General features: G+C 58.5%; 20 protein-coding genes. 5 read left to right on the top strand and 15 right to left on the bottom strand.

The genetic code is table 11. From position 1 onward, the window contains the following. Positions 1 to 11: 11 nt before the first annotated feature. The 3 genes from folP to rlmE form a co-directional block, all read right to left on the bottom strand. Positions 12 to 863, bottom strand: a complete 852-nt coding sequence (gene folP, locus BMH52_RS14990) for a dihydropteroate synthase (protein WP_034127005.1) — start codon at positions 861 to 863, stop codon at positions 12 to 14. A gap of 8 nt (positions 864 to 871) precedes the next feature. Continuing rightward, positions 872 to 2,782, bottom strand: coding sequence for an ATP-dependent zinc metalloprotease FtsH (gene ftsH / locus BMH52_RS14985; protein ID WP_073844161.1), 1,911 nt, complete (start codon positions 2,780 to 2,782; stop codon positions 872 to 874). A 200-nt stretch (positions 2,783 to 2,982) separates the two neighbouring features. After that, a complete protein-coding gene (rlmE, locus tag BMH52_RS14980) occupies positions 2,983 to 3,633 on the bottom strand; it encodes a 23S rRNA (uridine(2552)-2'-O)-methyltransferase RlmE (RefSeq protein ID WP_014719954.1) in 651 nt (216 codons plus the stop codon). 107 nt (positions 3,634 to 3,740) lie between these two features. Here rlmE and BMH52_RS14975 point away from each other — a divergent pair, with 107 nt between their 5' ends. Then, entirely contained in the window at positions 3,741 to 4,049 is a 309-nt protein-coding gene (locus BMH52_RS14975) for a YhbY family RNA-binding protein (protein ID WP_003176146.1), read from the top strand. Between the two features lie 9 nt (positions 4,050 to 4,058). Here BMH52_RS14975 and BMH52_RS14970 read toward each other — a convergent pair whose 3' ends face one another. The 8 genes from BMH52_RS14970 to grpE form a co-directional block, all read right to left on the bottom strand. Continuing rightward, positions 4,059 to 4,463 carry a hypothetical protein gene (locus BMH52_RS14970; RefSeq protein ID WP_060768035.1) on the bottom strand — a complete coding sequence of 135 codons (405 nt, stop codon included), beginning with the start codon at positions 4,461 to 4,463 and terminating at the stop codon, positions 4,059 to 4,061. A gap of 28 nt (positions 4,464 to 4,491) precedes the next feature. Beyond that, a complete protein-coding gene (gene greA, locus BMH52_RS14965; protein ID WP_032873232.1) occupies positions 4,492 to 4,968 on the bottom strand; it encodes a transcription elongation factor GreA in 477 nt (158 codons plus the stop codon). Positions 4,969 to 4,970: 2 nt separating this feature from the next. Beyond that, positions 4,971 to 8,192, bottom strand: coding sequence for a carbamoyl-phosphate synthase large subunit (gene carB / locus BMH52_RS14960; protein ID WP_003194205.1), 3,222 nt, complete (start codon positions 8,190 to 8,192; stop codon positions 4,971 to 4,973). Between the two features lie 105 nt (positions 8,193 to 8,297). Continuing rightward, positions 8,298 to 9,434: a glutamine-hydrolyzing carbamoyl-phosphate synthase small subunit gene (gene carA, locus BMH52_RS14955; protein WP_003194208.1), complete on the bottom strand. Its 1,137-nt coding sequence runs from the start codon at positions 9,432 to 9,434 to the stop codon at positions 8,298 to 8,300. Between the two features lie 259 nt (positions 9,435 to 9,693). Further along, positions 9,694 to 10,500 carry a 4-hydroxy-tetrahydrodipicolinate reductase gene (gene dapB, locus BMH52_RS14950; RefSeq protein WP_014719957.1) on the bottom strand — a complete coding sequence of 269 codons (807 nt, stop codon included), beginning with the start codon at positions 10,498 to 10,500 and terminating at the stop codon, positions 9,694 to 9,696. Positions 10,501 to 10,510: 10 nt separating this feature from the next. Further along, positions 10,511 to 11,635, bottom strand: coding sequence for a molecular chaperone DnaJ (gene dnaJ / locus BMH52_RS14945; protein WP_014719958.1), 1,125 nt, complete (start codon positions 11,633 to 11,635; stop codon positions 10,511 to 10,513). Positions 11,636 to 11,951: 316 nt separating this feature from the next. After that, a complete protein-coding gene (dnaK, locus tag BMH52_RS14940) occupies positions 11,952 to 13,868 on the bottom strand; it encodes a molecular chaperone DnaK (protein ID WP_014719959.1) in 1,917 nt (638 codons plus the stop codon). Between the two features lie 102 nt (positions 13,869 to 13,970). Further along, entirely contained in the window at positions 13,971 to 14,531 is a 561-nt protein-coding gene (gene grpE, locus BMH52_RS14935) for a nucleotide exchange factor GrpE (protein WP_003194215.1), read from the bottom strand. A gap of 254 nt (positions 14,532 to 14,785) precedes the next feature. Here grpE and recN point away from each other — a divergent pair, with 254 nt between their 5' ends. After that, positions 14,786 to 16,459, top strand: coding sequence for a DNA repair protein RecN (recN, locus tag BMH52_RS14930; protein ID WP_003194217.1), 1,674 nt, complete (start codon positions 14,786 to 14,788; stop codon positions 16,457 to 16,459). Positions 16,460 to 16,544: 85 nt separating this feature from the next. On the opposite strand, the gene fur is transcribed toward recN, so the two are convergent. Continuing rightward, positions 16,545 to 16,949 carry a ferric iron uptake transcriptional regulator gene (gene fur / locus BMH52_RS14925; RefSeq protein ID WP_003194220.1) on the bottom strand — a complete coding sequence of 135 codons (405 nt, stop codon included), beginning with the start codon at positions 16,947 to 16,949 and terminating at the stop codon, positions 16,545 to 16,547. A gap of 98 nt (positions 16,950 to 17,047) precedes the next feature. Here fur and BMH52_RS14920 point away from each other — a divergent pair, with 98 nt between their 5' ends. Further along, complete coding sequence (locus BMH52_RS14920; RefSeq protein WP_014719960.1) at positions 17,048 to 17,575, top strand: outer membrane protein assembly factor BamE; 528 nt, start codon at positions 17,048 to 17,050, stop codon at positions 17,573 to 17,575. Between the two features lie 306 nt (positions 17,576 to 17,881). Here BMH52_RS14920 and BMH52_RS14915 read toward each other — a convergent pair whose 3' ends face one another. Both BMH52_RS14915 and BMH52_RS14910 read right to left on the bottom strand, forming a co-directional pair. Further along, the gene (locus tag BMH52_RS14915) at positions 17,882 to 18,184 is read right to left on the bottom strand and encodes an RnfH family protein (RefSeq protein ID WP_073844159.1); all 303 of its coding nucleotides are present in this window, start codon (positions 18,182 to 18,184) and stop codon (positions 17,882 to 17,884) included. Beyond that, positions 18,177 to 18,611 (bottom strand): type II toxin-antitoxin system RatA family toxin, encoded by a 435-nt coding sequence (locus tag BMH52_RS14910; protein WP_003194226.1) that lies wholly within the window; start codon positions 18,609 to 18,611, stop codon positions 18,177 to 18,179. Before BMH52_RS14910 ends, BMH52_RS14915 begins: the two co-directional genes overlap by 8 nt. A gap of 167 nt (positions 18,612 to 18,778) precedes the next feature. Here BMH52_RS14910 and smpB point away from each other — a divergent pair, with 167 nt between their 5' ends. Further along, on the top strand, positions 18,779 to 19,261 hold the full coding sequence (smpB, locus tag BMH52_RS14905) for an SsrA-binding protein SmpB (protein WP_014719962.1): 483 nt from the start codon (positions 18,779 to 18,781) through the stop codon (positions 19,259 to 19,261). A gap of 27 nt (positions 19,262 to 19,288) precedes the next feature. On the opposite strand, the gene BMH52_RS14900 is transcribed toward smpB, so the two are convergent. Continuing rightward, positions 19,289 to 20,056, bottom strand: a complete 768-nt coding sequence (locus BMH52_RS14900; protein ID WP_014719963.1) for an FCD domain-containing protein — start codon at positions 20,054 to 20,056, stop codon at positions 19,289 to 19,291. 251 nt (positions 20,057 to 20,307) lie between these two features. Between BMH52_RS14900 and BMH52_RS14895 the strand changes: the two genes are divergently transcribed. After that, a complete protein-coding gene (locus BMH52_RS14895) occupies positions 20,308 to 22,002 on the top strand; it encodes a lactate permease LctP family transporter (protein ID WP_073844157.1) in 1,695 nt (564 codons plus the stop codon). The last annotated feature ends 2 nt before the right edge of the window (positions 22,003 to 22,004 follow it).

Genomic DNA, 22,004 nt, shown 5'->3' with positions numbered 1-22,004 from the left:
CTCCATCATTCTTATTCGGCTGATTCTACAGCAGCGAGCATGCGCACCACATCGACCGTTTCGGCGACATCATGCACACGCAAAATACGTGCGCCCTTGGTCACGGCAAGCGCCGCAAGCGCCAGGCCGCCATACAGGCGTTCGCCGACGGGGCGATTCAAGGCGAGCCCTATCATGCTCTTGCGCGAAACGCCGACCAACAGCGGGCGACCAAGGGCGTGCAGCGCTTCCATGTGTTTGAACAGGCTTAGATTGTGCTGCAGGGTCTTGGCAAAGCCAAACCCCGGATCGAGGATGATCTGCTCAGGCGCAATACCCACAGCCACACACTTGGCAACCCTCTCAGCAAGAAACCCACCCACCTCGCCAACCAGGTCGTCGTAATGCGGATTGTCCTGCATGTTGCCGGGCTCACCCAACATATGCATCAGGCAGACGGGCAAGCCGGTCGCAGCGGCCGCATCAAGGGCGCCGTCGCGCTGAAGCGAGCGCACGTCGTTGATCAACCCAGCCCCCAGACGCGCGGTTTCGCGCATCACTGCCGGGGTGGAGGTGTCTACCGAGATGATGACATCCAGCTCGCGGGCTATGCGCTCAACCACCGGTGCCACCCGCTCCAGCTCCTCCAATGGAGAAACAACGCGGGCGCCGGGGCGGGTCGATTCCCCACCCACATCAATCAGCGTCGCACCGGCAGCCACCATCGCCTCGGCATGGCGCAACGCGGCGTCCAACTGACTGAAGCGGCCACCATCGGAAAAGGAGTCAGGGGTTACATTGAGGATGCCCATGACATGCGTCCGGGCCAAATCAAGAACCCGGTTGCCGCAAGGCAACCGGGTAGAGGACAAAGCAGAAGTCATTTCAAACCTTAGTGATCAGCTGCCGGGCCGCCGATAGGCGTTTCAGGGCGCTCATTCTGCACCACAGGCGGAGTGCCCGAAGTACCCGAACCACCTGCCCAGTCGCGCGGCTCACGCGGCGTGCGGCCCGACATGATGTCGTCGATCTGGTCGGCATCGATGGTTTCGTACTTCATCAACGCATCAGCCATGGCGTCCAGCTTGTCACGGTTGTCAGTGAGGATCTGCTTGGCCGTGCCGTAGCACTGGTCAATGATGCTGCGAACCTCGGAGTCGATCAGCTTGGCTGTCTCACCCGAGAAGCTGGCGCTTTGCCCACCGCCGCCACGGCCCAGGAACACTTCGCCTTCTTCTTCGGCGTACATCAATGGGCCGAGTTTTTCCGACAAGCCCCACTTGGTCACCATGTTTCGCGCAATCTGGCTGGCACGCATGATGTCGTTGGAGGCGCCAGTGGTCACACCGTCGAAGCCAAGGGTCATTTCTTCAGCAATACGGCCACCATACAGCGAGCAGATCTGGCTGATCAGCGCACGCTTGGAGAGGCTGTAGCGATCTTCTTCCGGCAGGAACATGGTCACACCCAGTGCCCGACCACGAGGAATGATCGACACTTTGTAGACGGGGTCATGCTCAGGCACAACGCGACCTACAATGGCGTGACCTGCCTCGTGATAAGCGGTGTTCTGCTTCTCTTTCTCGGACATGACCATGGATTTGCGCTCGGCGCCCATCATGATCTTGTCTTTCGCCAATTCGAACTCTTTCATCTCAACGATGCGCTTGCCAGTACGGGCAGCGAACAGCGAAGCCTCGTTGACCAGGTTCGCCAGATCAGCACCGGAGAAACCGGGAGTACCACGGGCGATCACAGCCGGAGCCACGTCGTCACCCATTGGCACCTTGCGCATGTGTACTTTCAGAATCTGCTCACGACCACGAATGTCCGGCAGGCCGACCACAACCTGGCGGTCGAAACGGCCCGGACGCAGCAACGCAGGGTCGAGAACGTCGGGACGGTTGGTTGCGGCGATGACGATAATGCCGTCATTCATCTCGAAACCATCCATCTCTACCAGCAATTGGTTGAGGGTCTGCTCACGCTCATCGTGACCACCACCCATGCCCGCGCCACGATGGCGACCAACGGCATCGATTTCGTCGATGAAGATGATGCATGGCGCGTGCTTCTTGGCCTGCTCGAACATATCGCGAACACGGCTGGCGCCGACGCCGACAAACATCTCGACGAAGTCAGAACCGGAAATCGTGAAGAAAGGCACCTTGGCTTCGCCGGCAATCGCCTTGGCCAGCAAGGTTTTACCGGTACCCGGAGGCCCCACCATCAGCACACCGCGAGGAATACGGCCACCCAGGCGCTGGAACTTGCCCGGATCACGCAGGAACTCGACCAACTCACCGACTTCTTCCTTGGCTTCGTCGCAACCTGCGACGTCAGCCAGGGTGGTCTTCACCTGGTCTTCGGAGAGCAGGCGCGCCTTGCTTTTGCCGAAGCTCATCGGCCCGCCCTTGCCTCCCGCACCGCCTTGCATCTGGCGCATGAAGAACATGAACACGGCGATAATCACCAGGATCGGGAAGCTGGCCACCAGGAGCTGGGTCCAGATGCTTTGCTGTTCAGGCTGCTTGCCTTCCACAACGACCTTGTTATCCACCAGGTCACCGATGAGACCGTTGTCCTGAATGGCAGGACGAATGGTCTTGAAGCTGTCGCCATCGTTGCGCTTACCGGTAATCACGTAGCCATCAACCGCTACGCGCTCGACCTTGCCATCCTTAACTTGCTGGATGAAGTCGGAATAGTTGAGGGTCTGCGGCTCGTTAGGGCTGGAGAAGTTGTTCATCACCGTCACCAGGACAGCCGCGATGATCAACCACAGGATCAGATTCTTTGCCATATCGTTCAATTAACTACCCTCTGAAGCAAGCTCCGCTACTGGCGCGCGCTTCGCATGATATTCACCGGCCTAACTTACTACATTACCTACAACTCTGGCAGGCGCCGTCTGTAACCCTTTGTGAAACTTTGACTACGCAATATTCGTAAAGCTTCGTGACGAAAGCGATATAAAAAAACCTATCGCCCTCCTCGAATTTCTCAAAAACGCTCTTCGCTCGCAGCGCCTTCGACACCGCGGAAGCCACGGCACAGCAGATACTGCTCCCTGGACCGGTCACGGGATGAGTCCGGCTTGCGTGTCTGTACCTTGTCGAACAACTTGCGAATGTTCTTGTGGTACTCGTCGAAACCTTCGCCCTGGAAGACCTTCACCAGGAAATCGCCACCCGGACGCAACACCCGACCTGCCAGATCCAGCGCCAGTTCACACAGGAACATGGCACGCGGCATATCAACAGCCGGTAATCCACTCATATTGGGGGCCATGTCGGAAATCACAAGGTCTACCTGCGAATTTCCCACAGCCTCCAGGATCTCGGCCAATACTTTGTCCTCGGTAAAATCGCCGTGAACAAAGGTCACGTCCGGGATGCTGTCCATCTCGAGGATGTCCGAAGCGATCAATCGACCTTGCCCACCAATCAGACGACTGGTCACCTGGGACCAGCCACCGGGGGCCGCGCCGAGATCGATAACGCTCATGCCTGGACGAATCAATTTGTCCTTGTCCTGGATCTCCAGCAACTTGTAGCTGGCCCGGGAACGGTAGCCGTCCTTTTGCGCCTTTTTGACGTAAGGATCATTGAAATGTTCTTGTAGCCACTTAAGGCTGGTTTTGGAACGGGCCACGGGCCACCTCGAAAAAATAAAACGGGTCGTGATTAACTGGGCGGTCCCGGACTCGCTCGGGTAAACTGGCCGCCGCTTTTTACAAGATCAGACGCAGGGGTCAGATTATGCCGCTCACTCAAGAGCAGAAGAAACAGTACAAATCCATTGGCCACCATCTGAAACCAGTTCTGATTGTGGCAGACAACGGTTTGACTGAGGGTGTGCTAGCCGAATTCGAGCGCGCACTGAACGATCACGAACTGATCAAGATCAAGGTCAACATCCTTGATCGCGAAGCGCGCCTGGCCGCCGTTGCAGAACTGTGCAAGGTCGGCAAAGCGGACCTTGTTCAGGTCATCGGCAAGATGGCGCTGCTGTATCGCAAGAACTTCAGCGTCAACAAGCAACTGTCGAACGTTCATCGCTTCAAATGATGAAAAGGGTCAAGGGCGTGCTTCGCGCGCCCCGCCACTCCATCCCGGCGCAGGCTGCATAACCAGCACCAGGCCAGAGAACCCTAGCACAAGATAGCTGAACAACTGCCAGCGCAACGCTTGCGGCAGCCACACATGCACCACGCAAAACATTGCGCATGCATACAGCGCCATCAACAGCAGTTGCCCGCGGATATCCCGCCACAAACTCTTCAGGCCTTCGGCCTTGATCAGCACCAACACCTGAAGCGTCACGCACGCCGCCGCAAAACCCACCAGCAGCGCACTCAGCAATCCGTCGATCTCATCGATCAGCAGCGGCGCCAGGCCAATCAGGCCCAACGCCGGCAACATACCAATATGTAACAGCCATAGGCCGCCCACCCAAAGCATCTGAGAGAGCTGCCAAAGCATGGCGCCCGCACGCAGCGGGCGCCGTCTTTCAGATGTGACGAACTTCGACAATCTCGTACTCAATGACGCCGCTCGGCGTTTTCACGGCAACCACGTCGCCTTCTTCCTTGGCAATCAAGGCGCGAGCAATCGGCGAGCCGACAGAGATCTTGCCTTGCTTGAAGTCAGCCTCATCCTCACCCACGATTTGGTAAGTCACGCTTTCGTCGGTCTCGACGTTGGCGATTTCCACGGTCGTGCCGAAAATTACCTTGCCGGTATGCGGGATGGTGGTGACATCGATGATCACCGCATTCTGCATACGGCCTTCGATGTCACGAATCCGCGCCTCGACCATACCCTGCTGCTCGCGAGCAGCGTGGTATTCGGCGTTTTCCTTCAAGTCACCCAGCTCGCGGGCCGTACCGATGTCCTGGCTCAGCTTTGGACGTACGACCTTGGTCAGATGGGCGTGCTCCTCTTCCAGGGCGCGCGCGCCCTGAACGGTCATCGGGTATTTGGTTATGCTCATGCCTTCAATCCTGCGTGTAGATCCTGCAAGCGACGCACGGTCTTTTCCGGACCGAACTTCAGCGCTTCACAGATAGCTTCGCCAGCAGCAATGGTAGTGGTGCAGTAAATCTTGTGCTGCAAGGCATTACGACGAATGGAATAGGAGTCCGCGATCGACTGGCGACCTTCGGTGGTGTTGATGATCAGGGTGACTTCGTCATTCTTGATCATGTCGACCACATGCGGACGGCCTTCCGTCACCTTGTTCACGCGACGTACTTTCAGGCCGGCAGCTTCGATCAGCTTGGCGGTCCCGGCGGTAGCCACGACTTCAAAGCCCAAGTTGATCAGATCGCGGGCGACCCCTGCAACCAGTGGTTTGTCATCATCACGTACGCTGATAAACGCAGTACCGCCGGTCGGCAGCACTTCGCTGGCACCCATCTGGGCCTTGGCGAACGCTTCACCGAAGGTATCGCCCACACCCATCACCTCACCGGTGGACTTCATCTCTGGGCCCAGGATTGGGTCCACGCCAGGGAATTTAGCGAACGGGAACACCGCCTCTTTCACACTGTAGAAGTTCGGAATGATTTCCTTGGTAAAGCCGATTTCCTTCAGGGTCTTACCAGCCATCACACGCGCAGCGATCATGGCCAGGGACACACCGATGCACTTGGACACGAACGGTACGGTACGCGAGGCACGCGGGTTGACTTCGATGACGTAGATGTCTTCGCCTTGCAGCGCCAACTGTACGTTCATCAGGCCGACCACACCCAGTTCCAGGGCCATCTTCTTGACCTGTTCGCGCATCTCGTCCTGGATGTGCGCCGGCAGCGAGTACGGCGGCAGGGAGCACGCGGAGTCACCGGAGTGAACGCCGGCCTGCTCGATGTGCTGCATGATCGCGCCGATCACGACGTCAGTACCGTCGCAGACCGCGTCCACGTCCATTTCGATGGCGCAGTTGAGGAAGTGGTCCAGCAGCACCGGGCTGTCGTTGGAGACTTTCACCGCATCACGCAGGTAGCGCTTGAGTTCTTCTTCTTCGTAGACGATTTCCATCGCCCGGCCGCCCAGTACGTAGGACGGACGCACCACCAGCGGGTAGCCGATCTTGCTGGCCGCGCGAATGGCTTCGTCTTCGCTGCGCACGGTGGCGTTCGGCGGCTGACGCAGGTTCAGGCGCTCAACCATCTGCTGGAAACGCTCACGGTCTTCGGCACGGTCAATTGCATCCGGGCTGGTACCGATGATCGGCACGCCAGCGGCTTCGAGGGCACGCGCCAGCTTCAGCGGGGTCTGGCCGCCGTACTGGACGATCACGCCTTTAGGCTTCTCGACCCGGCAGATTTCCAATACGTCTTCCAGCGTTACCGGCTCGAAGTACAGACGGTCGGACGTGTCGTAGTCAGTGGAAACCGTTTCCGGGTTGCAGTTGACCATGATGGTCTCGTATCCGTCTTCGCGCAGGGCGAGGGCGGCGTGTACGCAGCAGTAGTCGAACTCAATGCCCTGGCCGATACGGTTCGGACCGCCACCCAGGATGATGATCTTGTCGCGGCCCGTCGGCGCGGCTTCGCACTCTTCCTCATAGGTGGAGTACATGTAGGCCGTGTCGGTGGCGAATTCTGCGGCGCAGGTGTCAACGCGCTTGTAGACCGGGAAGATATCCAGCTTGTGGCGATGAGTACGCAGGTTCTTCTCGGTCACACCCAGCAGCTTGGCCAGACGCTGGTCGGAGAAGCCTTTGCGCTTGAGGCGGAACATCAGGTCGCGGTCGATAGACGACAGACCCAGCGTCTTGACCTTCTCTTCTTCCTTGATCAGATCTTCGATCTGCACCAGGAACCACGGGTCGATCATGTTCATGCCGAAGATATCTTCGACGCTCAGGCCGGCACGGAAGGCGTCAGCCACGTACCAGATACGCTCGGCGCCCGGCACGGTCAGCTCGCGCTTGAGGATGCTCATGCTTTCCGGGTTGCTCAGGTCGAGCTTCTCGTCCAGGCCGCAAACACCGACTTCCAGGCCGCGCAGCGCTTTCTGCAGGGACTCCTGGAACGTGCGGCCGATGGCCATGACTTCACCGACCGACTTCATCTGGGTGGTCAGGCGCGCATCCGCCTTGGCGAATTTCTCGAAAGCAAAGCGAGGCAGCTTGGTCACGACGTAGTCGATAGACGGTTCGAAAGACGCCGGCATAGCGCCGCCGGTGATTTCGTTTTGCAGCTCGTCCAAGGTGTAGCCGATAGCCAGCTTGGCAGCGATACGCGCAATCGGGAAACCGGTCGCTTTCGAGGCCAGCGCCGAAGAACGCGATACACGTGGGTTCATCTCGATCACGACCATGCGGCCGGTGTCCGGGCAGATGCCGAACTGGACGTTGGAACCGCCGGTTTCAACGCCGATCTCGCGCAATACCGCCAAGGAGGCGTTACGCAGGATCTGGTATTCCTTGTCGGTCAGGGTCTGTGCTGGTGCCACGGTGATCGAGTCACCGGTGTGCACGCCCATCGGGTCGAAGTTTTCGATGGAGCAGACGATGATGCAGTTGTCCTTCTTATCGCGGACAACCTCCATCTCATATTCTTTCCAGCCGATCAGCGATTCGTCGATCAGCAGCTCTTTGGTCGGCGACAGGTCCAGGCCACGCGCGCAGATTTCTTCGAACTCTTCACGGTTGTAAGCAATACCACCGCCGGTGCCGCCCATGGTGAAGGACGGACGGATGATGCACGGGAAGCCCAGGGTCTCGAGGACCGCATTGGCCTCTTCCATGCTGTGGGCGATACCGGAACGCGGGCACGCCAGGCCGATGGACTTCATGGCCTTGTCGAAACGCGAACGGTCTTCAGCCTTGTCGATGGTGTCGGCATTGGCACCGATCATCTCTACGCCGAACTTTTCCAGGACGCCTTCGCGCTCCAGGTCCAAGGCGCAGTTCAGAGCGGTCTGGCCACCCATGGTTGGCAGCAGCGCGTCCGGACGCTCTTTTTCGATGATCTTGGCAACGGTCTGCCACTTGATCGGCTCGATGTAGGTGGCGTCGGCCATGGCCGGGTCGGTCATGATGGTGGCCGGGTTGGAGTTCACCAGGATGACGCGGTAGCCCTCCTCGCGCAGGGCTTTACAGGCCTGCGCGCCGGAGTAGTCGAATTCGCAGGCCTGGCCGATCACGATCGGGCCAGCGCCGAGAATCAGGATGCTTTTTATGTCTGTACGTTTTGGCATGGGTTTGTCACTCAAATCCGCAGGTCAGTCGGCAAGCCGTCTTGAACAATCTTTGAAGAGCCTGCGGGGGCCACCGCAATCCGGGGCCGCCCGCAGGCCACTCAGTCAGCGTCGCTTGGCCATCTCATTGATGAAACGGTCGAACAGCGGCGCTACGTCGTTCGGGCCCGGGCTGGCTTCAGGGTGGCCCTGGAAGCTGAACGCGCTCTTGTCGGTGCGCTCGATGCCTTGCAGGGAGCCGTCGAACAGCGACTTGTGAATGGCGCGCACATTGCTCGGCAGGGAGGCTTCATCCACCGCAAAACCGTGGTTCTGGCTGGTGATCATCACAACGCCGGTGTCCAGGTCTTGTACCGGGTGGTTGGCACCGTGGTGGCCGTGGCCCATTTTCAGGGTCTTGGCGCCGGAGGCCAAAGCCAGCAACTGGTGGCCAAGGCAGATGCCGAACACCGGAATCTCGGTCTCCAGCACGTCCTTGATGGCCTGGATAGCGTAGTCGCATGGCTCAGGGTCACCCGGGCCGTTGGACAGGAACACACCGTCCGGCTGCATCGCGAGCACATCGCTGGCAGGGGTTTGCGCGGGCACCACGGTCACACGGCAACCGCGCTCGACCAGCATGCGCAGGATGTTGTACTTGACGCCGTAGTCATAGGCGACCACGTGGTAAGGCAGATCGGCAGCCTCGATAGTCGCGTGGCTGTCGGTCTTCAGATCCCACACAGTGGAACGCCACTCGTACTTCTCTTTAACGCTGACGACTTTCGCCAGGTCCATGCCCTTCAGGCCGGGGAAACCTTGCGCCGCGGCAATCGCCGCCTCTTCGGAGATATTGTCACCGACCATGATGCAGCCGTTCTGCGAGCCTTTTTCACGCAGGATGCGCGTGAGGCGGCGCGTATCGATACCGGCGATCGCCACAACGTTGTTGGCTTTCAGGTAATCGGACAGCGACATCGTGTTACGCCAGTTGCTCGCAACCAGTGGCAGGTCACGAATCACCAGGCCCGCCGACCAGACACGATCAGACTCGACATCTTCCGGCGTAGTGCCGGTGTTGCCGATGTGCGGATAGGTCAGGGTAACGATCTGTTGGGCGTAGGAAGGATCGGTAAGGATTTCCTGATAGCCGGTCATGGCAGTGTTAAACACCACCTCTCCAACGGTCTGACCGTCGGCTCCAATGGCTTCGCCGCGAAAAATGCTGCCATCAGCAAGGGCGAGTATGGCTGGCTTAGTCAAGAAGACCTCCCGTAAATAAAGCCTGAAAGGGCGATCGCAGGTTGTAAAAAAGCGGAGTGACGTATGGACACGTCACCCCGCTTCTTCACTGAATTATTCTGCGCGCTTTTAGTGGACACACTAAAGCTGTAGCTTACAGAAAAAGGCTTTTTTGGTCCACCGCTAATGAGCCTTAAAGGCAGGGGAATGCGACAGGACGTCGCCTAGCGGGTAAAAACGGGGCCACAGGATAATCCTGAGCCCCCGTTTTAGCTACTGGTTAGTGCAAATCCAGCACGTCACGCATGTCGTACAGGCCCGGCTCGCGGCCGTCCAACCAAAGCGCAGCACGCACCGCGCCCTTGGCGAAAGTCATGCGGCTGGAGGCTTTGTGCGTGATCTCCAGGCGCTCGCCTTCGGTGGCGAACAGCACGGTGTGATCGCCAACCACATCACCACCGCGCACGGTTGCAAAACCGATGGTGTCGCGTGCGCGCTCCCCTGTGTGGCCTTCACGCCCGTATACCGCCACTTTCGACAAATCGCGGCCCAGCGCATCGGCAATAGCTTCACCCATGCGCAACGCAGTGCCCGACGGGGCGTCGATCTTGTGACGGTGATGAGTCTCGATAATCTCGATATCAGCCTCATCACCCAGCACGCGCGCCGCCAGGTCCAGCAATTTCAGCGACAGGTTTACGCCCACGCTGAAATTGGCAGCGAAGACGATCGGAATATCCTTGCCCGCCTCCACCAGCAACTGTTTCTGCTCGGCGCTCAAACCGGTGGTACCGATCACCATAGCCTTGCCCGCCTTACGGCAGAAGGCCAGATTTTTCAGCATCACTTCCGGCAGGGTGAAGTCGATCAGCACGTCGAACTCGTCAGCCACCTGCTCAAGGTTGCCAGACAACGAAACACCGATGCGGCCCAATGAGGCCAACTCACCTGCGTCCGCGCCGATCAACGTACTGCCTGGGCGAACAATCGCCGCCGTCAGCCCGGAGGCCGGCGAGCGTTGCTGCACCGCCTCGACCAGCGTCTTACCCATGCGCCCGGCAGCGCCCATTACGGCTATACGTCGCATATTCAGATCCTTACAGGTCGCCGAAGAAGCGTTTTACACCGTCGAAGAAGCCCGTAGTCTTCGGCGAGTGGGAGTCATCGCCTTCCAGCGAGCTGCGGAACTCTTCCAGCAGTTCACGCTGACGACGATTCAGGTTCACCGGGGTTTCCACCGCCACACGGCACATCAGGTCGCCAGCACCGCCACCGCGCACGGGCGCAACGCCCTTGCCACGAATGCGGAACTGCTTGCCGGTTTGAGTCCCCTCGGGAATCTTGAGCTTCACCCGACCATCCAGCGTCGGAATCTCCAGCTCGCCACCCAGGGCCGCATCAACAAAGCTGATCGGCACTTCGCAGAACAAGTGCTTGCCGTCACGCTGGAAGATCGAGTGCTCGCGCACATTGATCACCACGTACAGGTCGCCCGTAGGGCCACCCTGGGCACCCGCCTCGCCTTCGCCCGACAGTCGAATACGATCACCGGTATCCACACCCGCCGGCACTTTCACCGACAGCGTCTTGTACTCTTCGACGCGGCCTTCGCCGTGGCAGGAGTCGCACGGATCGGAAATGATCTTGCCCTGGCCATGGCAACGCGGGCAGGTTTGCTGCACCGAGAAGAAGCCCTGCTGCATGCGTACCTGCCCGATACCGCCGCAGGTCGGGCACGTGATCGGCGAGGAGCCTTTCTTCGCACCCGAGCCGTCGCACGGCTTGCAGTTGACCAGCGTCGGCACACGGATATTGACACTGGTGCCGCGCACGGCTTCTTCCAGGTTCAGTTCCAGGGTGTAACGCAGGTCGCTGCCGCGCTGAGGGCCGCCACGCTGACCGCCACGGCCACCGCCGAAGAAGTCGCTGAATACGTCGCCGAAAATATCGGAGAAGTTCTGGCCACCAAAACCGGCACCGCCGCCGCCCATGCTCGGGTCGACGCCAGCATGGCCATACTGGTCGTAGGCCGCACGCTTATTGGGATCACACAGGCATTCGTAGGCCTCGTTGGCCTCTTTGAACATCTCTTCGGATTCTTTGTTATCCGGATTACGGTCCGGGTGGTGCTTCATCGCCAGGCGACGGTAGGCTTTTTTCAGCTCCGCCTCGCTGGCGCCACGCTCCACACCCAATACTTCGTAATAGTCACGCTTTGCCATAAGTCTTTGCACTCTTAAGGACGTTCGACCTGGCCCTCCTGAACCCTGCCAAACTCGTTGAGCCCCAATACAGGCCCGGACCCAACTCACGTCAATTCAACGATCCTGGTCATTACTGTTTTCAGCCAGGGAGCCGGCCAAAAACGCGGTGACTGTCATTCGGAAAGCAGGAGCATTCCCGTTCACACCGCCAGCATCCGAGCGTTGTCGCATGCTGTAAAAATTCGCATACCCCAGACACGCCAACGCGGGAGCAAGCTCCCGCGCGGCGACATCCTACCAGTCACCGCTTGTGCGCGGTCAACCGGGCGACAACTTACTTGTTGTCTTTAACTTCTTCGAACTCAGCATCGACAACATCGTCGTGCTTGGCTTCAGGCTCGGCTTGTTGCGCAGCGCCGTCAGCCGGCTGGCCTTGCTCGGCGTACATTTTCTGAGCAACTGGCGCGGAGACTTTCGACAGCTCCTCAACCTTGGCTTCGATGGCAGCCTTGTCGTCGCCTTTAATGGCGGCTTCCAGGGCAACCACTGCCGCTTCGATTGCGGTTTTCTCTTCGTCGGTCACTTTGTCGCCAGCATCAGCGATCATTTTGCGCGTCGAGTGAACCAGCGCGTCACCCTGGTTACGGGCGCCTGCCAACTCTTCGAACTTCTTGTCGGCTTCAGCATTGGTTTCAGCATCACGGATCATCTGTTGAATTTCTTCATCAGACAGGCCGGAGTTGGCCTTGATGGTGATCTTCTGCTCTTTGCCGGTGGCCTTGTCTTTCGCGCCGACGTGCAGGATGCCGTTGGCGTCGATGTCGAAGGTCACTTCGATTTGTGGCACGCCACGTGGTGCTGGTGGAATCTCAGCCAGGTCGAACTTGCCCAGGGACTTGTTCTGTGCGGCTTGCTTACGCTCGCCCTGCAGCACGTGGATAGTCACGGCGCCCTGGTTGTCATCGGCAGTCGAGAACACCTGAGATTTCTTGGTAGGAATCGTGGTGTTTTTCTCGATCAGCGCAGTCATCACGCCACCCATGGTTTCGATACCCAGGGTCAGCGGGCTTACGTCCAGCAGCAGCACGTCTTTCACATCACCGGCCAGTACCGCACCCTGGATGGCAGCACCCATGGCAACGGCTTCGTCCGGGTTCACGTCTTTACGGGCTTCTTTGCCGAAGAACTCGGTAACCAGCTTCTGAACCAGTGGCATACGGGTCTGACCGCCTACCAGGATCACGTCGTTGATCGAGCCAACGTCGATACCGGAGTCTTTCAGCGCGATGCGGCAAGGTTCGATGGTGCGCTGAACCAGGTCTTCAACCAGCGCTTCGAGCTTGGAACGCGAGATCTTCACGTTCAAGTGCTTAGGACCGGTAGCGTCTGCAGTGATGTACGGCAAGTTCACGTCAGTCGACTGAGCGGAAGACAGCTCGATCTTGGCTTTTTCAGCGGCTTCTTTCAGGCGCTGCATGGCCAGCGGGTCACCCTTGAGGTTCATGCCGCTTTCTTTCTTGAATTCGTCAACGAGGTAGTCGATCAGACGAATGTCAAAGTCTTCACCACCCAGGAAGGTGTCACCGTTGGTGGCCAACACTTCGAACTGGTGCTCGCCGTCAACTTCTGCGATCTCGATCACGGAGACGTCGAACGTACCGCCACCCAGGTCGTAAACGATCACGGTGTGGTCGCCCTTGGCCTTGTCCATACCGTAAGCCAGCGCGGCTGCGGTTGGTTCGTTGATGATACGTTTTACATCCAGGCCCGCGATGCGGCCGGCGTCTTTGGTAGCCTGGCGCTGGCTGTCGTTGAAGTAGGCCGGAACGGTGATCACCGCTTCAGTCACCGCTTCACCGAGGTAATCTTCGGCGGTCTTTTTCATCTTTTTCAAGATTTCAGCCGAGATTTGCGGCGGCGACATTTTCTGGCCGTTCACTTCAACCCAGGCGTCACCGTTGTCGGCCTTGGCGATTTTGTAAGGCACCATCTTGATGTCTTTCTGTACGACTTCTTCGTCGAACTTACGACCAATCAGACGCTTTACCGCGTACAGGGTGTTGTGCGGGTTGGTCACCGCCTGACGCTTGGCCGATTGACCGACGAGGATTTCACCGTCGTTGGCGTAAGCGATGATCGACGGAGTGGTACGTGCGCCTTCGGCGTTTTCAATAACTTTTGCAACGCCGTTTTCCAGCACGGAGACGCAGGAGTTGGTGGTCCCCAGGTCGATACCGATAATTTTGCCCATGATTTACTCTCCCGAAACTTGAATTTGGTTGCCGCAGCAGTTTTGGCTAACTGCGGTAGCACTTAAACGCTTGACTTATAAATGGGGGCCTTGCGGCGAATTTCAAGCCTGCTCATCAATAGAAGGTGCAACGGGTGCAGGAGCCTTGCTCACCACCACCATTGCCGGACGCATCAGGCGACCGTTGAGCTGGTAACCCTTCTGGAACACCTTGATCACGCTATTAGGTTCCAGGTCATGGCTTTCTTGCATGGCCATGGCTTGGTGATGTTCAGCATTGAACGGCTCGCCGGCTTGCGGATCGATAGCTTCCAACTGATAACGCTTCAGGGTGTCCTGGAACATTTTCAGGGTCAGCTCGATGCCTTCGCGCATTGGGCGGATGTTTTCATCGTCCGGGTTGGACAACTCAAGACCACGCTCCAGGCTGTCGATGATCGGCAGCAGGTCACCGGCGAATTTTTCCAGCGCGAACTTGTGAGCCTTCTCTACATCCTGCTCGGCACGGCGGCGGACGTTCTGCAGATCGGCGGCAACACGCAACGATTGATCCTGCGCAGCGGCCAATTGCTCTTCGAGCACTTGCACACGAGTCGCCAGTTCATCACCGGCAGCCGAATTGGCGTCTGGAGTTTGCGTATCCTGCGTCTGTTCGTCAGCCATAGATTTCTCCTTTCAAAATCATGCGCGAACTCAACTCGCGCTTCTGCTCCGGTATATGGGGCCACAATTTTCAGGTTCAAGGGCGCAGGCGTTACCAAAAGCCTTTCGATTGACCTGGATCATTTCCTTCACGCTCATTCCACATCGCGCTAAAAAAATTAACGACTCAAGCAAATCGAGCTAAGTGCCAGGATTGTCAGGCCCGAACAAAACACTGTATAAATAACCAGACCTAAAGCCTGGGAGCGGCCGTCATGCTCGTGCACCTGTCTGTACATAACTACGCCATCGTTGAACATCTGGATCTTGAACTGGATCGCGGGATGAGCGTAATCACAGGCGAAACCGGCGCCGGCAAGTCGATCATGCTCGACGCCCTCGGCCTGACGCTTGGCGACCGCGCCGACAGTGGCGTGGTACGCCCTGGCTCCGACAAGGCCGACATCCTGGCCACCTTCGACCTGGCGGACATCCCCGAAGCCGAGGCATGGCTGGCCGAGCGCGACCTTAATAATGAAGGCCCCTGCATTCTGCGCCGGGTGATCACCGCCGAGGGGCGCTCGCGCGGCTATATCAACGGCACGCCTTGCCCACTGGGCGACTTGAAAGCCCTGGGCGAATTGCTGATCGATATCCACAGTCAGCACGAACACCAATCCCTGTTGAAAACCGATACCCACCGTCGCCTGCTCGATGAGTACGCCGGCGCCACCGATCTTTCCCGGCAAGTTCAACTGGCCGCCCAACGCTGGCGCCAGACACGCCAGGAACTGGAACGCCTCTCCAACTCCGGCGACGAACAACGCGCCCGCCACCAGTTGCTCAGCTATCAACTGGAAGAGCTCGAGAGTCTGGGCCTGGGTGAGACAGAGCTGGAGCAACTTGAGCAGGAACACAAGAACCTGACCAACGCCGAGACCCTGCTGGGTATCTGCCGCCAGGTCGTCGAGCAATGTAGTGAGAGCGACTCCGGCAATGTCCTTAATGCACTGACCGCCAGCCTCAACCGCCTGTCCAGCGTGAACAATGCTTCCGGCTCACTGAGCGAAGCGACCACCCTGTTGACCAGCGCGCAGATCCAGGTTGAAGAGGCCGTGGGCGAACTCAATCGTTTCCTGGACCATTTCGACGCCGACCCAGCTCGCCTGCAGGAAATAGAAGAACGCCTGGACACTATTTATACCCTGGCTCGCAAGCATCGAATCCAGCCGACAGAAGTCGCAACCATGCAGCAGAAACTGCTGGATGAAATCGAAACACTCAACGCGAACGACGAATCCATCGAACGACTGGGCGAGGAGCTCGCTTCGTTTGCCCGTCATTATCAGGAAAAGGCCCGGGAGCTGAGCGCACTGCGCCAGCAGGCAGCTACTAGCCTGGCAAGCGCCGTTGAGCTGGAAATCCAACGCCTGGGCATGCCAGGCGGGCGCTTCACCATTGAGCTGCATCCCAACGCCAGTCAAGAATTGCAGCCCCATGGGCTGGAGCACGTCGAACTGCTGGTGAGTGCCAACCCCGGCCAACCGCTCAAGGCCCTGGCCAAAGTGGCCTCCGGCGGCGAACTCTCGCGGATCAGCCTGGCGATCCAAGTGATTACCGCCCAGACCTCACGGGTACCCACCCTGGTATTCGATGAAGTGGATGTGGGCATTGGCGGGCCGACCGCAGAGATTGTTGGCCAATTGCTGCGTCGCTTGGGGGATCGCGGCCAGGTGCTTACGGTGACGCACTTGCCGCAAGTGGCAGCCCAAGGGCATCAGCACCTGTTTGTGCATAAGGTGCGCGGCAGTGACGCGACACACACCGCCGTCTCCAAGCTGAACAAGTCGGAACGGGTGGAGGAAGTGGCGCGGATGCTCGGCGGTATCGACTTGACCAAGGAGTCCTTGGCTCACGCGAAAAAAATGGTGGTGGCCGCGAAGGCCTGAAGCGATATTTTCCACTCTATAGAAAGCACGAAGGCGACCCGAGGGTCGCCTTCAATCGTTTCGCAAAGCAAAACTGCGTCGATTTTTACTTTTTCTTACGGATGTACAACACGAGATTATGGTCGACCAAATCGAACCCATGCTCTTCAGCAATCTTGTGCTGCAGCGCTTCGATTTCAGGGCTGGTGAACTCGATAACCTCATTGGTATCCAGATCAACCATGTGGTCATGGTGACCACCGTCAGCCAATTCAAACACCGCATGACCGCCGTCGAAATTATGACGAACCACCAGCCCTGCGGCTTCAAACTGGGTCAGTACACGGTAGACCGTGGCCAGGCCGACGTCCTCGTTAGACTCCATCAGCGCCTTGTAAACATCTTCGGCACTCATGTGGCGCTGCTCAGCAGAATCGAGCATTTGTAGAATCTTGACTCGTGGCAGAGTCACTTTGAGACCGGCTTTGCGTAGTTCGCTATTTTCAACCATGGTTAGCTTTCTCGCGGATGCTGCTTCGCAGCTTCTCTTAATACGGGTATGATCGGCGTTTACGTTGTCCCAGCCAAGATAGTGGAAGTCGCCCACCGATGCAAAACACCAAGCTCTTGCTAACCAGTTTCACCTTTGTGGGACTGCTCGCACTCGCCGGTTGTTCATTCCCCGGGGTTTACAAAATCGACATCCAGCAGGGCAATGTCGTCACGCAGGACATGATAGACCAGTTACGCCCGGGAATGACCCGACGGCAAGTACGGTTTATCATGGGTAATCCCCTGCTGACCGACACTTTCCATGCCGATCGCTGGGATTATCTCTACAGCCTGCAGCCTGGTGGCGGTGAACGCCAGCAGGAGCGCGTCAGTGTCATCTTCAATGGCAATGACCAGCTCGTGAGCCTGTCCGGCGACTTCATGCCCGGCGTAAGCCGCGATGAAGCCTTGCTGGGCAAGGACAGCGGCACCAACGTGACCGCACCTACGCAGGAAGCTGAAAAACCAAAATCCGAGGTACCGGCCAAGCCTGGTTCGTTGCTGGACACCATCCAGAAAGACATCGACAACGTGGAAACCGTGCCCGTCCCGACGCCTGAGCCTCTGGACACAAGCCCGCAATAATTTTGCGCTCGATAAAAAGCCCGGCATGCCGGGCTTTTTGTTGCCTGCCATTTACATAGGCATCTCTACATAACCTTGGTGCGACGCTAAACCTGTGGGAGCTGGCTTGCCTGCGAAAGCGATCTGACAGTCAACCAGGATCCTGGATCAGATCGAGAACATACCCGTTATCGGGACCGCCCCTTCCACATTTGGATCGTGGGTATCAGGTAGATATGCGCCGGCTATCAGGGCGTCATCGCAGGCAAGCCAGCTCCCACAGTTGGATCGCGGCGCTCCAGATAGCTAGGCTGCCATTTGGCAAGCTCAAGAACTCGCTTGCCTGGCCAATGCCGCCTTGGCCGCGCGTAGCCTGCGCACCTCTTTAGGGTCGGCCAGCAAAGGCCGGTAGATCTCAATACGGTCGCCCGCTTGTACGCAACGCGCCCCGGCATCCACGACAACCTTGCCAAATATACCCAGCGGGCAATCAACCAGATCAACGTCAGGAAAATGCGCCGCTATTCCCGACGCCCGCACCGCCTCGCGCAAACTAGTGCCTTCAGCCACCTTTACCCCCAGCAACACCTGGCGATCCTCAGCGGCGAACACCACCTCAATCTCAACCATGCAGTTGCTTGGCGCGCTGACAGAACGCGTCCACCAGGGTATTGGCTGCCTGATTGAACAAAGGCCCCAACGTCGCACGAACAATCGGCCCGGCATAATCAAACGAAAGATCCAGGCTGATCTTGCAGGCCTTGTCCGTCAGCGCCTTGAACACCCACACACCGTGCAGTTGGGTGAACGGCCCTTCCTGCAGGTTCATTTCGATGGACTGGCCCGGCACCAGCACATTACGCGTCACAAAATGCTGGCTGAGGCCGCCCTTGGCCACCCCCACACTGGCAACCATGTGCTCGTCACTGCTCTCCAGAACCTCGGCCGTCGAGCACCAAGGCAGAAACTCCGGGTAACGCGCCACGTCGTTGACCAGGTCATAGAGCGCCTGCGCCGGGTAGGGCAACAGGGCCGAACGTTGAATATGCGTCGTCATGTGAGCGTTACTTCCACTGCTTAAGGCAAACATCGCGAAAGAACAGCCCAATCCGCGAGAGAAAAAAACCAAAGAACTGCCCGCATTGTCCGGGATTCGTCCAACTCGCTCAAGCACACAGGTTGACCGTAGCCGACACGCTCGCAACTCCCTATAATGCCGCCCCTATGGCTAAACAAAAGAAACACCCCACAGGGACCATCGCGCAAAATAAAAAAGCGCGACACGATTACTTCATCGAACATCGGTTCGAGGCTGGTCTGGTCCTGGCCGGCTGGGAAGTAAAAAGTCTGCGTGCCAGCAAACTGCAGCTGGTCGACAGTTATGTGCTGCTCAAGGATGGCGAGGCATGGCTGCTTGGCAGTCATATCACTCCGCTGACCACCGCGAGCACCCACGTGATTGCCGACCCGGTGCGTACGCGCAAGTTGTTGCTCAATGCCCGCGAGCTCGAAAAACTCGCCGCAGCCGTGCAGCAAAAAGGCTACGCGTGTGTCTGCTTGTCCTGGTACTGGAGCAAGCACCTGGTCAAATGCGAGATCGCATTGGGCAAGGGCAAGAAGGAATACGACAAGCGCGACACCGAACGCGAGCGCGATTCCAATCGCGAGCTGCATCGCGCCGTGCGCAACAAAGGCAAGGAAGAGTAATCCTTGTGACGGTGTAGCCCAGGCGGGCTACATCCCTTTGCGCCGCTCCGCCCGAGCCACGCGTTGAACCTCCTGACGCACCTCCTCCAACACCTCCTGCACATACAGCAGATGCCGTGTCGAGACTTCGCGCGCCTGCTCGGCCCGCCCCTCGATGATGGCCAGGTACAAGTCCCGATGCTGATTGATCAGCATGTCGCGGGTCTCAGTACGCTGCTGGTACATGCCACCAATATTCGTCACCACGTTACGCTTGAGCAGGTCGAACAGCCCGCGAATGGTGTGCAGCAACACGGCGTTATGACTGGCTTCGGCAATCGCCAAGTGAAACCTTGCATCCGCAGCACCCTCCTCCACTCGGCTCACTTCGTCGGCGCGCGCATAGCAATCCTGCAACGCCTCAAACGCTGCGGTCAGCCGTTCACGGTCAACCTCCGTGGCGCGTAACGCCGCGTAATAAGCACACGAAGCCTCAAGGGTCTGGCGAAACTCCAGCAGATCGCGCTGCGCTTCGGGATTGCTTTCCAACAAGTGCAACAGCGGATCGCTGAAGGTCGAACCCAGGGAGTCCACCACATAGTTGCCACCTCCCTGGCGGCTGACCAGCAACCCCTTGGCCGCCAGTTTCTGAATCGCCTCACGCAACGACGGGCGCGACACACCAAAGCGCTCGGCTAACGCGCGCTCGGCCGGCAAGCGTTCGCCCGACTTCAGCGTGCCCTCGAGAATCATCCCCTCAAGCTGCTCGACAATATCGTCAGACAAACGGCGCTGACGCACCTGATCAAACCCCATAACTCACTCTCCGCCATCCCGACCACTCGCAGGGGCCCCTATTCTGGCCTATCGACGTGCCGGCAGCACCTATCAGAACGCCTTCAATTTCGCCGATCAGAACACTCCGCCTCCCGACCTACGACCAAAGTTTCGCAGGCGGCAAATTGACACACCCCCGCCCAGGCTTTTAATCTAGCCCACAGCGATTGTAAATTGGTATTACCAATTACCCAAGCTCACCAAACAACAACAATCAGGGGCCACCCCATATGCAAACCTGGCAACAGCTTTACAGCCCACTCGGCAGCCTCGGCCTGTCCGCACTGGCCGCCGTCATTCCCATCGTATTCTTCTTCCTGGCGCTGGCCGTGTTCCGCCTCAAAGGCCATGTGGCCGGCAGCATCACCCTGGCCCTGTCGATACTGGTCGCTATTTTCGCCTTCCAGATGCCGGTAGACATGGCGCTGGCTGCGGCCGGTTACGGTTTTGCCTACGGCCTGTGGCCCATCGCCTGGATCATCGTCGCGGCGGTATTCCTGTACAAATTGACGGTCAAGAGCGGCCAGTTCGAGATCATCCGCAGCTCCGTTTTGTCGATCACCGACGACCAGCGCTTGCAGGTGTTGTTGATCGGTTTTTGCTTTGGTGCCTTCCTGGAAGGTGCGGCCGGTTTTGGCGCGCCCGTGGCGATCACCGCCGCGCTGCTGGTAGGCCTGGGTTTCAACCCGCTGTACGCCGCCGGCCTGTGCCTGATCGCCAATACCGCGCCTGTGGCCTTCGGCGCATTGGGCATTCCGATCATCGTCGCCGGCCAGGTCACCGGTATTGACGCGTTCAAGATTGGCGCCATGACCGGCCGCCAACTGCCGCTGCTGTCGCTGTTCGTGCCGTTCTGGCTGGTGTTCATGATGGACGGCCTGCGCGGCGTTCGCGAAACCTGGCCGGCAGCCTTGGTGGCGGGCTTGAGCTTTGCCGTCACCCAATATTTCACCTCGAACTTCATTGGCCCAGAGCTGCCGGACATCACCTCGGCACTCGCCAGCCTGATTGCCCTGACGCTGTTCCTGAAAGTCTGGCAACCCAAGCGCACCGCAGGCGCACAAATTGCCGGCGCCACCTCCAGCGTAGCGGTCACTTCCAGCGCCGGCGGCTTCGGCTTGCCACGCAACACCGTGGTTTCGCCCTACAGCCTGGGGCAAATTTTCAAGGCGTGGTCGCCGTTCCTGACCCTCACCGTACTGGTGACCATCTGGACTCTCAAACCCTTCAAGGCCCTGTTCGCCGCGGGCGGCTCGATGTACGGCTGGGTGTTCAATTTCGCGATCCCGCACCTGGATCAACTGGTGGTTAAAGTCGCGCCCATCGTGACCAACCCCACCGCCATCCCGGCCGTTTTCAAGCTGGACCCGATTTCGGCCACCGGTACTGCAATCTTCTTCTCGGCACTGGTCTCCATGCTGGTGTTGAAAATCGACGTCAAAACTGGTCTTACCACTTTAAAAGAGACCTTCTTTGAGCTGCGCTGGCCGATCCTGTCCATCGGCATGGTGCTGGCATTCGCCTTCGTCACCAACTACTCCGGCATGTCCTCGACCATGGCCCTTGTTCTGGCCGGCACCGGTGCTGCCTTCCCGTTCTTCTCGCCTTTCCTTGGTTGGCTGGGAGTTTTCCTGACAGGCTCCGATACCTCATCCAACGCCCTGTTCAGCTCACTGCAAGCCACTACCGCGCACCAGATCGGCGTCAACGACACCCTGCTGGTAGCCGCGAACACCAGCGGTGGCGTGACCGGCAAAATGATCTCGCCGCAATCAATCGCCGTGGCCTGCGCCGCCACCGGCCTGGTGGGCAAGGAATCCGACCTGTTCCGCTTTACCCTCAAGCACAGCCTGTTTTTTGCCACCATCGTCGGGCTGATCACCTTGGCGCAGGCGTACTGGTTCACCGGTATGCTGGTGCACTGAGA

The organism is Pseudomonas sp. BTN1 (assembly GCF_001907715.1).
GTDB lineage: Bacteria > Pseudomonadota > Gammaproteobacteria > Pseudomonadales > Pseudomonadaceae > Aquipseudomonas > Aquipseudomonas paracarnis.
This window is presented reverse-complemented; position numbering and strand designations above follow the sequence as displayed.

Bases quoted from the DNA above. Each gene is read 5' to 3' on its own strand.
- dapB (WP_014719957.1), bottom strand. From the start codon at position 10,500: ATGCGACGTATAGCCGTAATGGGCGCTGCCGGGCGCATGGGTAAGACG.
- BMH52_RS14920 (WP_014719960.1), top strand. From the start codon at position 17,048: ATGCAAAACACCAAGCTCTTGCTAACCAGTTTCACCTTTGTGGGACTG.
- grpE (WP_003194215.1), bottom strand. From the start codon at position 14,531: ATGGCTGACGAACAGACGCAGGATACGCAAACTCCAGACGCCAATTCG.
- fur (WP_003194220.1), bottom strand. From the start codon at position 16,949: ATGGTTGAAAATAGCGAACTACGCAAAGCCGGTCTCAAAGTGACTCTG.
- BMH52_RS14970 (WP_060768035.1), bottom strand. From the start codon at position 4,463: ATGCTTTGGCAGCTCTCTCAGATGCTTTGGGTGGGCGGCCTATGGCTG.
- dnaK (WP_014719959.1), bottom strand. From the start codon at position 13,868: ATGGGCAAAATTATCGGTATCGACCTGGGGACCACCAACTCCTGCGTC.
- BMH52_RS14900 (WP_014719963.1), bottom strand. From the start codon at position 20,056: ATGGGGTTTGATCAGGTGCGTCAGCGCCGTTTGTCTGACGATATTGTC.
- BMH52_RS14910 (WP_003194226.1), bottom strand. From the start codon at position 18,611: ATGACGACGCATATTCAACGTTCGGCCCTGTTGCCCTACCCGGCGCAG.
- recN (WP_003194217.1), top strand. From the start codon at position 14,786: ATGCTCGTGCACCTGTCTGTACATAACTACGCCATCGTTGAACATCTG.
- BMH52_RS14915 (WP_073844159.1), bottom strand. From the start codon at position 18,184: ATGGTTGAGATTGAGGTGGTGTTCGCCGCTGAGGATCGCCAGGTGTTG.
- folP (WP_034127005.1), bottom strand. From the start codon at position 863: ATGACTTCTGCTTTGTCCTCTACCCGGTTGCCTTGCGGCAACCGGGTT.
- BMH52_RS14975 (WP_003176146.1), top strand. From the start codon at position 3,741: ATGCCGCTCACTCAAGAGCAGAAGAAACAGTACAAATCCATTGGCCAC.
- carB (WP_003194205.1), bottom strand. From the start codon at position 8,192: ATGCCAAAACGTACAGACATAAAAAGCATCCTGATTCTCGGCGCTGGC.
- ftsH (WP_073844161.1), bottom strand. From the start codon at position 2,782: ATGGCAAAGAATCTGATCCTGTGGTTGATCATCGCGGCTGTCCTGGTG.
- smpB (WP_014719962.1), top strand. From the start codon at position 18,779: ATGGCTAAACAAAAGAAACACCCCACAGGGACCATCGCGCAAAATAAA.
- BMH52_RS14895 (WP_073844157.1), top strand. From the start codon at position 20,308: ATGCAAACCTGGCAACAGCTTTACAGCCCACTCGGCAGCCTCGGCCTG.
- dnaJ (WP_014719958.1), bottom strand. From the start codon at position 11,635: ATGGCAAAGCGTGACTATTACGAAGTATTGGGTGTGGAGCGTGGCGCC.